Origin of the sequence: Paraburkholderia sp. GAS42 (assembly GCF_050436565.1) — a bacterium.
In the GTDB taxonomy this organism is placed as follows: domain Bacteria; phylum Pseudomonadota; class Gammaproteobacteria; order Burkholderiales; family Burkholderiaceae; genus Paraburkholderia.
This window is the reverse complement of the sequence record NZ_JBNDML010000002.1, coordinates 488,394-502,053: the sequence shown is the minus strand read 5'-3', so window position 1 is coordinate 502,053 and position 13,660 is coordinate 488,394. Positions and strand designations below refer to the sequence as shown.

The window sequence follows — 13,660 nt, the reverse complement described above, 5'->3', positions numbered from 1 at the left end:
CTTAACGTAACGGCGTGCGGATTGGCGGACGTCCGCGTGGTGTGGTCGCGCCGATGCTCGCTCTTGTCTGCCGCGATTGTGCGGGTATTCGTCTTGACGCTTGCCAGGCACGCGGTGTGGTGCCGGTCAGCTTGACAAATACACGAGTCAAATGACTCTGATTCGAGAATCCGCAAGCGGTAGCGATTTCACTCAGCGAGCCATTGTTTCGTACGAGTAGCTGCTTTGCGTGATCCACACGCCGCCGCTGCAGCCAGCGCTTCGGTGTCTCGCCTGTCGCCCGCTTGAGCGCACGCGACAGGTGCGCGACGGTCAGCGTTGATGCCGCGGCAAGATCGGCCAGCGAAAGTGATACGCACAGGTGCGCATCGACGTGTTCGAGTAATGACTGGTACTGGCGTGCCGTCATCCCGCGGGTGCGGTGCTCGAGCGAGCGAGCCGTATTGCCGGGTTCCGCGGCGTAGGCGCAGATCGCAATCAGCAATCCGTGCACCACATCCGTCGTCATCGCATGCGGACGGGCGAGCGCATCACGCAGCAGCGCGCCGAACTCGATCGAGACGGCGTCGCCGGTCGTCAGCTCGTCTATCAGAATCCCGAGATTTCGCGCGCATGCGGGCTCCGGTTGCCATGCGCCTTGACTCTTCGGGAGTTGGGCAAGGAGCGCTGCTGCTAGTGCTGCGCGTCGGGATAGGTCAAGTGTCGACATGCGGACCATCGGGTGGTGACGTCGGACGCGGTTGCGCACCAGCTAGGGCCATGGCGGCTGGCCTTGATGCGAACACGCGTCGAGCTAAACAGTTGTCTCGACTTGAGAACGCAGCGATCTGTTGCACGCTATGACTTCTCCCGCGATGCACGAAGAATCGATCTTATGAGGATCGGTTCGCACGTCCAATCGGCGACGGCGGAAGGTCGTTTCAGGAAGCGCTGATCTTACCGTCAGGATTTCCTGAACCTGAAGAAGCGACAAAAGGAATCCGTCTTTTATATTCGCTGGTCGACGCGATACCGATTGCGGATAGATCATCCGGCGGCTTAAGCGGTACTGTGCGAACCGCAGCGTGAGCACGCAGAACCCGAGCGGGCTGCAGACTCTGCCGCGTAAACTCATCCGAGGCACATAGGGTACGGCTTGACGGCATGACCAGTTGCCGCGACGGTCACGCGAGTGAGTGATTCCTGTATTAGGTATTTTTGCGGGGGAGTAGTGCCATCCATACGATTTGCTAACGGATGTTGGCATTGGCGAGCACTGCCATCACGCCAGCCTTACGTGAATACGATAAGTATAAGTACCGGAAGGGCTGTTGAACAGTTTTGCATGGCTTGCACCCGCCTTTCTTTTCGCTAACGGAGTCCTTGGCCCGCCTGCTACCGGGCCGACGCTGCTCGCATTCAATATGGCGCAACGGTCGCGCAAGTGATGCCCCTAACCAAGCGAAGAGAATCGAATCTGTGCCAAGCCGGGCAAGAATATTCAAGAAATGGTTCGCCCAGTTACTCATCATTCAGATTGCTCCGACAAACGAGACCATCGGTGCAACCGAAGACAGTCCGGGCTTGTTCGTGTTGGAACTCCTCATACATCGAAATGGAAATGGCGCAGCGCCGCGGGCACATGACGCGGCAGTGGCAAACCGGAACGGCGCGCGGCGCGCCGTCGTCCGATGGCCGATGCGCTCAAACCTGTGCGACACGCCGGCCACGCAACGAAGGGAAGTGTCATGTCGACATCACGGAAGAACAGCGACTGTATGCCGTTTCGTCAAGAAAGCGTATTTCCGTCCGCTATATGTTCCATCCATCCAGGAATCTCACCTCAACGTTGAATGCAGTGCGGGGTGAGCGATGCTTGCGGATTGGCAGTGCGTGACGAGGACTTGCCGCATCACGAGACCATGACCCCGACGGCGACATTTGGTTCGACATCGTTACCCACTGAGGTCACAGCACCATGATCAAGTTCGGTCACATTGAAATCGACATGAGCACACGCGTGGTACGCAGGCACAACGAGGCCCTGTGTGTCGGGTCACGTGCGTTCGATATTCTTGCATTGCTTGCCTCCGTCGACGGACGGCTCGTCACGAAAGACGAACTGATGGACGCCGTCTGGCCGGATACAGTCGTCGAGGAGAACAACATCCATGTACACCTTTCGGCGCTGCGTAAAGCATTTGGTGAGGATCGCGACTGCATCGTCACAGTGCCGGGCCGTGGGTATCGACTAATGCAGAGTCGGGCCGCAGCGCTGCCGTCCGAAAGCCCTGCGCCAGGTAAGGCACGACGTACCTTACCGCCGTTTCCGACGGGATTGATCGGGCGCGATGCGGCCATCGCGCAAGTTCGCGCCGCGCTCGATTCGGCACCTGTCCTGACGCTGACTGGCGCCGGCGGGATTGGAAAGACGACGCTGTCGATCGCTGTCGCGCACCAGATTGCCGAAGCGCACCTCAAGCCCGTCTGTTTCGTCGAACTGGCGGCACTGACGGACACGCAGGCGATCCTCGCGTCCATTGCGCAAACCTGTCACGTGTCATTCGACGGAGACTTTCCTTCCATCGACACGCTCGCGGCGACGCTCGCGGACAATCCCTGCACGCTGGTGCTCGACAACGCCGAGCACGCGATTACTCACGTGGCCCGGATTGTCGAAGCGCTGACGGTCGTCAACCCTGCATTGAGCGTTCTGGTCACGAGCCGGGAGCCGCTGCGCATCGCACAGGAAAGGACGATCCGTGTCGAACCTCTCGACGTGCCAGCGCACGACGCCACCGAACAGGAGGTCCTTGCGCAGTCTGCTGTGCACCTTTTTCTCGGGCGGTTGCAGGCGCTACTGGGAAAGGCCTGTTTCGACAAGACGGAAACATTGATGGCTGGCGAGATATGCCGCCGGCTCGACGGTATACCGCTGGCAATCGAACTGGCGGCAGCTCGCGTCTTTTCGTTCGGTATCGAAGGTGTGTATCGGCGCCTCGACGACCGGATGTCGATCCTGACGGGTGGATACCGTACCGCGTTGCCGCGTCACAAGACACTGCGTGCAACGTTCGACTGGAGCTTCGCTCTGCTCGATCCAGGTGCTCAGGCGCTGTTCCGGCGACTCGCGATGTTCGGAGGCGTATTCACGCTCGAAGCAATGTGCGCCGTTGCTTGCGATTCAGGCTTGACTATCGGTGCTGCGATCGATGGGATCAGCGAACTCGTGCAAAAGTCGATGGTGAATGTCAGCTTTGACGGTCCCGTCGCAGAGTACAAGATGAATGAATCGACTCGAGCCTATGCACTCGAGCAGCTTCAGGCCGAAAACGAAACACAGGAAATCGCATCGCGTATCGCGCGCTATTTCGCGTCGCGTTTAGACGCAGGGGCGGGTCGTACATATCCGCGGCAACGGGCGAACGACTCGTCTGATCTGCGGCAGACGCTCGACCATGCTCGTGTCGCGTCCGATTGGGCGTTTTCATCTGGCGGCGATCTGCATCTCGCCGTCGAGCTGACTTCGATGTTGACGGGCGTCCTGCTGGGTTGCTGCCTGATCGAGGAATGCGGCATGTGGGCAGAACGTGCGGTAGCCGCGCTGAGCGAACTGCCGCCCGGGTCGATAGATGCCGTGAGCGAGATGCGCGTGCGAGCGGCGTTGGCCGCTACGCTGCCGAATCTGTGTGGTCCGATCGGGCGTTCCAGGCAGCTCTGGAACGAAGTTCTCGGTCTGGCCATCTCGTCCGGTAACGACGTATTCCAGGCCCGTGCGTACTGGGGGCTCTGGAATGCCGCGCTATACGGTGGAAACGTGCAGGACGCGATTGATCATGCGCTGCGGTTTCAGACGTTCGCGCGGGATCGTGGTCATGCATGGCAGGAGACGCTGGCGAACCTGCTTGCCGCAGTCGCGCAACACTGCTTCGGGCAGCACGATCAGGCGAAGTCGCGGATCGAAGCGGCCATGCAACATCTGGCTACTCACCCGGACGAAGCGGAGCAGATCACCAGCTTCGCTGTCAATCCTCTCGCCATCTGCTACGCCACGCTTGCGCGCATTGTCTGGTTGCAGGGCAATGCGGACGAGGCGTTGGCGTACGTCGACAAAGGTGTCGACCTGATTACACCGGAAACGATGGAGCCTTGGCTCACGCATGTGCTCGGCGTGGTTGCGGTGCCGATCGCATTGCTCTCGGGCGATTTGCAGCGCGGCCGCCGCTATCTGGACATCATGCGCTCTCAGGCGGCGCGACACCGTTTCACGATCTGGCGCAAATACAGCGAGTGTCTCGCGGCCTATTGTGATCTGCTCAAAGGAGAGACGGAACGTGGACTGTCGGTGCTGGAGGCGTCCCTGGATGCGCTGATTGCGCAAGGCTTCAGACGGCTGATTACACCGCTCGTCGTCCAGTGCGCCGAGGAACTGATCGCGGCCGGCCGCTTCGCCGACGCTGCGGCGCGGTTGTCCGATACATTGAGATTCTGCAGACGGAACGGCAAGCTGTTCGTTCTGCCTGAAGTATGGCGGGCGCTTGGTCTCCTCGCGCAAGCACGCGCAAGGCTCGAGGCGCAGGCAAGCGACACATGGCGCGACACGCTCAACGAGGCGAGAGTGTGCTTCCTGGAAGCAATCCAGTTATCGCAGCACCAGGGGGCTCGCATGTGGGAACTACGCGCTACCGTTGCTATGGCGCGGCTGTCGCACGAGGATGGGCAAACGGCAAGCGCATTGGCCTTGCTGCAAAATCTTTCGGTCGGCTTTGAGCGCAGCAGCAGAAGCCCTGATGTCCAGGCACTGTTCGAACTGATCGATGCCTTGCATGTTCATCATGCAGAGCAACCAGAGGATGTCGCGTTTGAAGTTGTGCAGTCTCGTCAGACTACGGGCATCGCATCGCTCGCATAAGGAGGGCCTTCAGGAATTTGAAATGCGAGAACCCGTCATTCCAGTGGTCGGTTCACCGCGGAAACAGCCGCCGAAGGCGTATCGAATCAAAGGGCGGGTATGGGTCGCGCAGAGACACTCGAAACGTCCGGTCCGGGTGCTTTGCGTATTTGAAAATCCGTTTCTTGCGGACACCCCTGGATAAACGTTTGCGACCCACGCCCGGCAAGGCTTCGCCCGACATAGCTCGAATTTCGGGCAGTTGTTGACGGCGGTGTCGCTGTCTTTACTGGCGACGCGCCAGGACGATGCGGCGGATCACATGCGCGCTACGTCGATCACAGCATCGGCAAAGGCTTTCGGTGCTTCTTGCGGCAAATTGTGACCAATGCCGCCTTCGATATTCCGGTGCTGATACTTGCCGGTGAATTTTCTTGCGTACGCCGCCGGATCAGGATGCGGTGCGCCGTTCGCATCGCCTTCCATCGTGATCGTCGGGACCGTGATGACGGGCGCCGCTGCAAGACGCTGTTCCAACGCGTCGTATTGCGACTCGCCTTTCACGAGACCCAGCCGCCAACGATAGTTGTGAATCACGACTGCAACATGATCGGGATTCTTGAAGGCCTCTGCGGACCGGTCATAAGTTGCATCGTCGAAGCTCCATTTCGGCGACGCAAGCTGCCAGATGAGCTTCGAAAAATCATGCCGGTTGGCCTCGTAGCCAAGCCGTCCGCGCTCCGTGGCGAAGTAAAACTGATACCACCACGCGAATTCGGCCTTCGGCGGCAACGGCGCCTTGTTGGCCTGCTGGCTGCCAATCAGATAGCCGCTGACGGAAACCTGCCCCGCACAACGCTCCGGCCACAGCGCCGCGATGATGTTCGCGGTCCGCGCGCCCCAGTCGAAAGCGCCAAACACCGCCTTCTGGATCTTCAACGCATCCATCAATGCGATGATGTCGACCGCGACCACGGCCTGTTGGCCATTGCGCATCGTTTTGCTCGACAGGAAACGCGTCGAGCCGTAGCCGCGAAGATACGGAACGATGACCCGATAGCCCGCCGCGGCAAGAATTGGCGCGACCTCGACAAAGCTATGGATGTCGTAAGGCCAGCCATGCAGCAGAATGACGACGGGACCGTTCTCCGGCCCGACTTCCGCATAGCCCACGTTGAGCGTGCCCGCGTTGATCTGTTTGATCTGGCCGAACGACGCATTCGACGTCGCGCCATTCGTCGCAGCGACGCCTTGCGCGGGTTGATTCGACTGGGCGCGAACAAGCCCGGTCAGGCTCAATTGCATTGCGCCGATACCGACTGCCGTGGTCCGCAGAAAGCGGCGCCGAGAGTTGATCTGATCCGACATAAGAATTCTCCTCTTGGGTTGATTTCATTCATGAGCGCGCGGCTTTGATCGCGCCGGTATGCATGCAAAGTTCGCGTGGTCGAGTGTGTCGTCATGCGGCGGCTGAGCGAATCTCGTCGAAGGAAGGCCCCTTCGGACGTACCCGGATGTGCGGATCAAGACGCTGCCACGGCAGATCGGCCGGGTCCGCAGCCATCGGTCCGGGCGCCTTCGCGACAAGAATGGTCTCTGCGATAGCCTGAAAATCCGCACGAAAATGGACGGAGCTTTTATTGACCAGAATCTTCATCTGCTCGGGTTCGATGCCCGCAACGCGATAGAGATTGCGATCGAAAATCTGCATCTTGACGCTGCTGACAGCGATTCGCACGCCGTCGATACGCAGGCACGCAACGGGTCCGAGTTCGCCCGTCATGCCGTTCAGCATCGGGCCGTCAAAACGGAAGCGGCCATCGGACACATGCTCCACCTCGAACGTGCCTTTCAGCGGCTCATCGCCGGGCACGCCCGAACGGCCCGCCAGCGCAAGCTCGATGCGCGCGCCGACACCGGCGCGATGCGCGGCGGCGGCCGCGTCCGCATCCCAGATCACGCCGACGGCCGCATCAGTTGCACCGTTGCGCAGCAGCGCGCGCACCATGCCCATCGTATTCGAGTCGCCGCCCACGCCGGGGTTATCCTGCGTGTCGGCGATGATGACCGGCTTGTTGGCGTTCCGGCTGATCTGCATGGCTTCGATAACGGCTTCGTCGGGTGTAAGGAACGGCACTTCCCATGACGATTCCTCCGCGAGCATCCTGGCGTACAGCGTGTCGATCGCCTTCGTGAGCGCGTCATTGTCGAATCCGTAACCCCAGATCACCGGACCGCACTCGGGGAAGTCCGCAGCCGGAAAACCCGGCGCAAACGACAGCGACACGACCGTATCGCGCTCAAGCGATGCCAGCGCGGTGTACATGTCATGGGCGGGCGCGACCAGCGTGCACATGCCGTTCACCGGAATCAGAAATGGAATGCGCCGGACGACGCGTGTGAATTTGCGCTTCTCCGCGACCAGCCTGTCGAGCAGATGCGCCGCGCGCTCGCCCGTTTCGGCCATGTCGACGTGCGGGTACGTCCGGTACGCGACCATCGCGTCCGCATGCTTCAACATGCGCCCGGTCACGTTCGCATGCAAATCAAGGGACACCACGAACGGCATGCTGTGGCCGACCACCGCACGCACGCGCTCAAGCAACTCGCCTTCGCCGTCGTCGGCATGCTCAGCGACCATCGCTCCGTGCAGGTCCAGATAGATGGCATCGAAACCACCCGCTTTGACAGCGTCGGTGATCTCGCCGGCAATGCGCTCGTATGCGTCCACGGTCACATGCGCCGACGCGCTCGCGCCCGCCCAGATCACCGGAATCAGCTCATGCCCTTGCGCCTCCGCGACCTTGATGAAACCGCCGATCGGCACGTTCACGTCGCGCAGATTCAGCACGTCGACGCCGCGTGCCAGCGGCGGAAAACCTTCGCCCTGGATGAAGCTCTGGAACGACGCCCTGGTCGGCGCGAACGTGTTGGTCTCGTGTTGAAAGCCTGCGATCAGAATTTTCATTGCCGTTCATCCTTCGGTTCGATATGGAAAGGACGTGGCCTTTCCAAAGCTATAACTCGTTGTCTGGGGAAACACTCAGCCGTCTGGCGCTGCATGGCAGCATTGTTAAATCGTCAATGGATGCCGCGCTTGTTCGTGATAATCACGACCGATGCAATCGCAGCCATGCCTGCCATGACGAGCAAACCTGCGTGCATGTTGCCCGTGGCGGCCTTCGTCCAGCCGATGACGGCCGGTCCCCAGAAGCCACCGGACAATCCGATCGTGTTGATGAGCGCAATGCCGCCCGCCGCAGCCGGCCCTTTGATGTACTCAGGCGGAATGGCCCAGAAAACCGTGTACGCCATCCACATCATTGCCGTCGCAAGCGTCAGCGTAGCGAGCGTCAGGAAGAGATTGCCGTCGGTGAAAATGGTCGACGCGAGAAGCAGCGCGCCGACGAACGCGGGCACCGCGCTGTGATGGCGCCGTTCGCCGAGACGGTCCGAACGGCGACCGGCGAAGTACATGCCAAACGCGGCCGCAACATAAGGAATCGCGACGTACCAGCCGAGCCGCGTTGTGTCCGCCACACCCTGATCTTTCAGCAACGTCGGCAGCCAGAAGCTGATCGCATAGATCGGGAAGATGATGCAGAAGTAAGCGAGCGCGAGAACATAGATGCGCGGATTCTTCGCCACGGCGCGGAACGAATGGTCGTGCGTGGTGGGCGCACCGACCTCGCTTTCGAGAAGATGTTGCTCGTCGGCGGAAAGCCACTTCGCTTCGGACGGACGGTTCGACAACACGAACAGCGTCAGCACGCCGAGCACGATGCACGGCAATCCTTCGACAAGGAACATCCATTGCCAGCCAGACAATCCGCCGACACCCGAGAACGTCGACATCAGCCACGCCGACAACGGCCCGCCGACAATGCCGCCAATCGGTCCGGCGACGAACACGACAGCAATCGCGCGCGCCATGCGCGCGGGGCCGTACCAGCGCGACAGGTAATAGATCATGCCGGGCGCGAAGCCGGCTTCGAATACGCCGAGCAGGAACCGCATCGCGTAGAACATCGGCACGTTATGCACGAACAGCATGCACGCCGACGTAATACCCCACAGCACGAGAATGCGGCTGAAGGTCTTGCGTGCGCCGACTTTCGGCAGCATCAGGTTGCTCGGAATCTCGAACAGCACGTAGCCCAGAAAGAAGATGCCCGCGCCGACGCCGTAAGCGGCATCGGAGAACCCGAGTTCGCTTTGCATCTGGAGTTTGGCAAACCCGACGTTCACGCGGTCGAGATACGCGAACATGTAGCAAGTGACGAGAAACGGCAAAAGCCGCCAGTTGAGCTTGCTGTAGAGAGACGAAACGGCATCTTCGGCTCTCAAGGTCTGAATCGCTGACATGTGTGTGTCTCCGTTTTCCTCGTGTTCGCCTGGCTCGTCGGGTATGAGCATCGTGCCGCGGAGAAAACCCGCTAGCAAGAGCAACTATGTTCACGTATCGTTGCTCCATGAGCAACACAATGAATCGGAGCCTTTCAATGCGCGAAATTAACCAGGCACGGCTGCGCTATTTCCACGAAGTGCTGGTTCACGGCACGATTCGCGGCGCCGCGGACAACATCAACACGTCGCCGTCCGTGATCACGCGGCAGATCAAGCTGCTGGAAGACGAGCTGGGCGCGACGCTCTTCGAGCGTGAGGCGCGCGGCGTCAAGCCGACCGAGGCGGCGATGCATCTGCTGGAGTTCTGGCGGGGGTATCGATCGCAACAGGAAAAGTTGGAAGACCAGCTGCATGCGCTGAAAGGCCTTCAGCAAGGGCATATTCAGCTGGCCATCAGCGAAGGCTATGTCGACACGCTGGTCGACGACGTGCTCGCGCAATTCTGCGCGCAGTATCCGAAGCTGGACGTCGGCGTGGAGATGCTGCCCGTCGACGATGTATTGAATGAAGTCGCGGAAAGCCGCGCGCATATTGGGCTCGCGTACAACCCGCCGCCGCATCCGCGTATCGAATATCGCGCGAGTTCGGCGCAACCCGTTGTGCTGCTCGTTCGCCGCGATCATCCGCTGGCGACACGCGGCGGCCCGGCGAATGTCGACGATCTGCTCGCCTGGCCGCTCGCGCTGATGCCTGCGACGTTCGGCATCGGCCATGTCGTCAAGATGCTGGAATTCGCCGAGAACATCAAAATCAGCCCGACATTGACCACGAATTCGCTGGCCGCGCTGAAGCGCTTCGTTTCAGCCGGGCATTTCGTGACGCTGATCGGCGAGTTCGCCGCCTGTCGCGAGATCGCGGCCGGCGACCTGTGTATCGTGCCGATCGCGCACCCTCTGTTTCAGGGCACGAAAGCACGGTTGCTCGTTAAATCCGGGCGGCCGCTTGCGGCTGGCGCGCAGGAACTGCTCGAATGGATCCTGAGGCGGATGCCGATGTTCGGCAACGAAAGTTGAACGCGGCACTAGATCGGTCCGCATCGCGTACCCAGGTGGTTCACTCACAAAACTCGGACAGCCCAATCGAGGATCCCAATTGCTCCATGCCCCACCTCGTATACAGCAGGCAGCCCCACGCGAGCGTCGCGGCGGCCGTGAGTCCCGACAGTACAATCACGCGGTCCTGCACCGGCAGCCGTCGCGTCACGAATCCACTTCGAAAACGTCGCTCAGCCCTGGTAGGCGAACGGCGAATAGAACCCGTTTCGGTCTGAGATTTCTCTGGAAAAGCCGTGGTCGGTGAAGCTAAAGCGCTTCGATTTCCCGATCACCGCCGCGAATCCTGGGACAGCGGTAAACGGGTGATTGCTGATGGTGACGTCGCCTCCGTCCTGACCAGACAACGCTTCGATTTCGACGTCCGCGACATTGGGGATGCGAAGGCTGCGACGCTTCCCGTCGAGGTGGTAGTCGATCGCGGCTGGTTTGACGCCCATGACTTCGCCAATCATCGGGCCCAGCGCGGAAAGCGGCCCCCCGGCTTGACCGGAGAAGATCTTACCCAACGCCTCTTGCTGCTGTGGTGTCCCGCGTTCGTCGAGATAAAGCGCCACCTTCCACTTGTTTTGCAGCATGTGACCCGGCGAATACGCAAAAAGAGCAATGTTGAGTCCGTCCAGTGTCACGTCGGCGAACTCGCCCTGATCGACGTGCCAACCGATCAGCACCGCGCAGTCTCCATCCGACGGCGGACTGAGGCAAACGCAACTGCACGGGGCGTAGCAGTTGCAACTCTCGAAATACGTACCGGCAACCTTCCAGTTCTCGGCCATGGCATTGACCTCCGTCGTTCGGACGCGCGCAGGGTGCGCGCGCTTATGGCATTCGGGCATGGCGCGTTTGCGCGCGTCAGTGGCGATTCCGGACGCCGAACCGGGCGAGCGAATCAATTCAAGTCTAGGTCGAAATGGCCAGAGGGCGGGGACCGCCTACCCCAAGCGCCGTGTCCTGCGGGACCCCGGGCACGATCAACTCGCGCTTCATCAACTGGTCAGGCACGGTTCAGGTTGGCGCGCCCTCGATCAGATAGTAATTAGCGTCAGAGGAGTGCTTGCTTGTGTCGCGGATGATGCACTGAACATAGGGCCTCAAGTCTGCAGGCACCAGCGATTCGACAGGCAATTGCTTGAGAAACCGTGGTGCGGCGACCGGCACCAGTTGAACCTCGAAGAGTTCAACCGACTCGATCGTCGGCGAGGGTTTGTCGAGGTGATGGAAGATCAGATCGCACTCACCGTTCTGCAACCGTTCCCAAGGCCCGCTAATCGCCTCGAACAAAAGCGTAAGACGCGTGCCGCTACTAGCCTCGAAGAACCGTTTGAGCGTGCCGAGCGTCTCGGGCAATGGACACAGATCACCCACGACGACGCGTAACTCAGCCTCCTGCAAGCATCGCAACTGCTCGCCACGGCGGCGGCGCCCAACTTCCGCAGCCGCCCCATATGGGACTTTCGTCCTTCTCGAGAACGGCCATCCAGGCATTTAGCAAGGAGCGCATCCTGTGGCGGTAGTCACGTCTGCAGAGAACGTCTGGTCACGGCTTTGGTGACACTTCCGGGACGCCTGACTGGACCTCCGCCGCCGTCGTCGCGCCCGCCCCTATCGAAGAGCGCTCATTGGATAGTCCACTGCTCAGACATTGACGACCTCCTTCTGCGGGGCTGACGTAGACAGCGCTCGCGCGCTGACCATCCAGCAGGCAGCGGTGTAGCGAACTTCGGTTCCGTGTACATAGGGATCAAAAGCGGTGCGAACAGATTCAATGACCTGCGTGCGCGTCCGCTCGTCCGTCTCTTGAAGGATCATACCGACAGGGCCGAGCCGGCTGAAGTAGCCGACCAGCTCCTTCTCGGGCAAGGTGCAGTCTATATCGATCGGCCGGATGTCGATCTCCGCCCAGCCGCTCTCTTCCAGGATAGACGAAACCCGATGCTGGTCTGCAAAGGAGAATTGCCCCGGCGCGTCGGGCCGGCGGGCGGGCAGGTTCGGCAACAGAGGCGCGGCGGCACGCTCGGCGGTTGTCATGAACGGATTGTCCACGGCACTGCGCCAGGCGATGCAGCGCAATTCGGCTCCGTCCCTTGCAGCGCGCCGCAGGTTCGCAAAGGCCAACACCGGGTCATCGAAGAACATGACGCCAAAGCGCGACATGATCCTGTCGAAGCTCGCCGGCTCAAAGGCATGGGTCTGCGCGTCGGCACAGGTGAAGCTTGCCGTCGAGTCCTCCCGTTCGGCACGCCCTTGGGCGACAGCGATCATCGGGGCCGAAACGTCGACTCCCATGCAATGGCCCTTCGCGCCAAGCCACCGCGCCGCGGCCAGCGTCGTGCTGCCCGTGCCACAGCCGACGTCGAGCACCCTGAGCCCGGCTCCGGCGCCCATCATGTCGACGAGCAGATCCTCGAAGGGCTTAAACATCTGGTCGAGTACCTCCTGCGCGGCTACCCATGCGCGCCCGGCGCTGCCGTTCCAAAGTGCCGTCTGAGCGTTTTCGGTCTGGTGTGTGAGATCCATGATCGTTGTCCTTGGCTTGCCCCGGGGAGCGGAAGCTAAACCATGCAAGTTCAAGTCGACTTCAGGTCAAGCGATGATCAAGCTAGATATCGGCGAGGTGGTGCATCGATCCGGCGTTCCCGCATCAACGCTGCGGTTCTACGAGGAAAAGGGGCCGATTACCTCAAGGGCCGCCGAAGGTTGCGCTTCGGTTAGTGCCCGAGCATCGCGCCCAGGTTGAGCTCGTCGGCAACTTTTTTCAATCGCTTGTCGCGAGTCCAGATGGTGACGCCGGGATGCAGACGTGCAGATGCCAACAGCGATGTATCGACATATCCGATTCCACGATTGAATAACCTTTCTCGTTCGATCAGATAAAACGTCTCTTCCGGCGTTGCAATTGACGCGCGCGGCAGATCGAGCAAGGCACCGAGCACAACGTCACGGTTGCGCAGACTACCCAGCGATATCTCTCCAATCACAAATGAATGAGCCAGGACACGCTCCTCGGCAAGCAGATTGACCAGCACGGGATCGGAAACGTTAAGGTGGTCGATCCAGACTGACGTATCGACCAGAATCATTCGATGTCCTGCCGGCGACGCGGCACCCCTTTTATACCGGGTTGACTACCGCCAAGGTTCGCGAGCCGCCTCGCGGCCTCACGTTGGATCAGGGCTTTGAGCGCTTCACGCACAAGCGCCGATTTTTCCTCCAGACCCGTATAGGCTTGAGCCTTGGCGATCAATTCGTCATCGAGAGCGATGGTAGTACGCATGGACAGCCCCACAAGTTGGAGCACCTATAATAGCATCGTTTGATGAGCTTTATCGTG

11 protein-coding genes and 1 pseudogene are annotated in these 13,660 nt (G+C 60.5%); 3 read left to right on the top strand and 9 right to left on the bottom strand.

Features of this window, described 5'->3' with window-relative positions:
- Window position 1: 1 nt before the first annotated feature.
- Window positions 2-709 carry a helix-turn-helix transcriptional regulator gene (locus tag P3T16_RS04870; RefSeq protein WP_429341381.1) on the bottom strand — a complete coding sequence of 236 codons (708 nt, stop codon included), beginning with the start codon at window positions 707-709 and terminating at the stop codon, window positions 2-4.
- Between the two features lie 1,248 nt (window positions 710-1,957).
- Between P3T16_RS04870 and P3T16_RS04865 the strand changes: the two genes are divergently transcribed.
- Entirely contained in the window at window positions 1,958-4,891 is a 2,934-nt protein-coding gene (locus P3T16_RS04865) for an ATP-binding protein (protein ID WP_429341380.1), read from the top strand.
- A 297-nt stretch (window positions 4,892-5,188) separates the two neighbouring features.
- On the opposite strand, the gene P3T16_RS04860 is transcribed toward P3T16_RS04865, so the two are convergent.
- From P3T16_RS04860 to P3T16_RS04850, 3 genes are all read right to left on the bottom strand, one after another.
- Window positions 5,189-6,238, bottom strand: a complete 1,050-nt coding sequence (locus P3T16_RS04860; RefSeq protein ID WP_429341379.1) for an alpha/beta fold hydrolase — start codon at window positions 6,236-6,238, stop codon at window positions 5,189-5,191.
- A 91-nt stretch (window positions 6,239-6,329) separates the two neighbouring features.
- Entirely contained in the window at window positions 6,330-7,838 is a 1,509-nt protein-coding gene (locus P3T16_RS04855) for a M81 family metallopeptidase (protein WP_429341378.1), read from the bottom strand.
- A 113-nt stretch (window positions 7,839-7,951) separates the two neighbouring features.
- Window positions 7,952-9,235, bottom strand: a complete 1,284-nt coding sequence (locus P3T16_RS04850; RefSeq protein ID WP_429341377.1) for an MFS transporter — start codon at window positions 9,233-9,235, stop codon at window positions 7,952-7,954.
- A gap of 137 nt (window positions 9,236-9,372) precedes the next feature.
- On the opposite strand from P3T16_RS04850, the gene P3T16_RS04845 reads away from it, so the two are divergent.
- A complete protein-coding gene (locus P3T16_RS04845) occupies window positions 9,373-10,290 on the top strand; it encodes a LysR family transcriptional regulator (protein ID WP_429341376.1) in 918 nt (305 codons plus the stop codon).
- Between the two features lie 212 nt (window positions 10,291-10,502).
- Here P3T16_RS04845 and P3T16_RS04840 read toward each other — a convergent pair whose 3' ends face one another.
- The 3 genes from P3T16_RS04840 to P3T16_RS04830 all read right to left on the bottom strand — a co-directional run bounded on the left by P3T16_RS04840 (window position 10,503) and on the right by P3T16_RS04830 (window position 12,846).
- A complete protein-coding gene (locus P3T16_RS04840; protein WP_429254463.1) occupies window positions 10,503-11,105 on the bottom strand; it encodes a DUF1326 domain-containing protein in 603 nt (200 codons plus the stop codon).
- A gap of 229 nt (window positions 11,106-11,334) precedes the next feature.
- Window positions 11,335-11,721 carry a LysR substrate-binding domain-containing protein gene (locus P3T16_RS04835; protein WP_429341375.1) on the bottom strand — a complete coding sequence of 129 codons (387 nt, stop codon included), beginning with the start codon at window positions 11,719-11,721 and terminating at the stop codon, window positions 11,335-11,337.
- A gap of 243 nt (window positions 11,722-11,964) precedes the next feature.
- Window positions 11,965-12,846: a class I SAM-dependent methyltransferase gene (locus P3T16_RS04830; protein ID WP_429341374.1), complete on the bottom strand. Its 882-nt coding sequence runs from the start codon at window positions 12,844-12,846 to the stop codon at window positions 11,965-11,967.
- Window positions 12,847-12,919: 73 nt separating this feature from the next.
- Here P3T16_RS04830 and P3T16_RS04825 point away from each other — a divergent pair.
- A pseudogene (locus P3T16_RS04825) lies at window positions 12,920-13,027 on the top strand (MerR family DNA-binding transcriptional regulator); the annotation flags it as partial.
- A gap of 10 nt (window positions 13,028-13,037) precedes the next feature.
- Here P3T16_RS04825 and P3T16_RS04820 read toward each other — a convergent pair.
- Entirely contained in the window at window positions 13,038-13,409 is a 372-nt protein-coding gene (locus tag P3T16_RS04820; RefSeq protein ID WP_429341373.1) for a type II toxin-antitoxin system VapC family toxin, read from the bottom strand.
- Entirely contained in the window at window positions 13,406-13,603 is a 198-nt protein-coding gene (locus P3T16_RS04815) for a type II toxin-antitoxin system VapB family antitoxin (protein ID WP_429254458.1), read from the bottom strand. Before P3T16_RS04815 ends, P3T16_RS04820 begins: the two co-directional genes overlap by 4 nt.
- Between the last annotated feature and the right edge of the window lie 57 nt (window positions 13,604-13,660).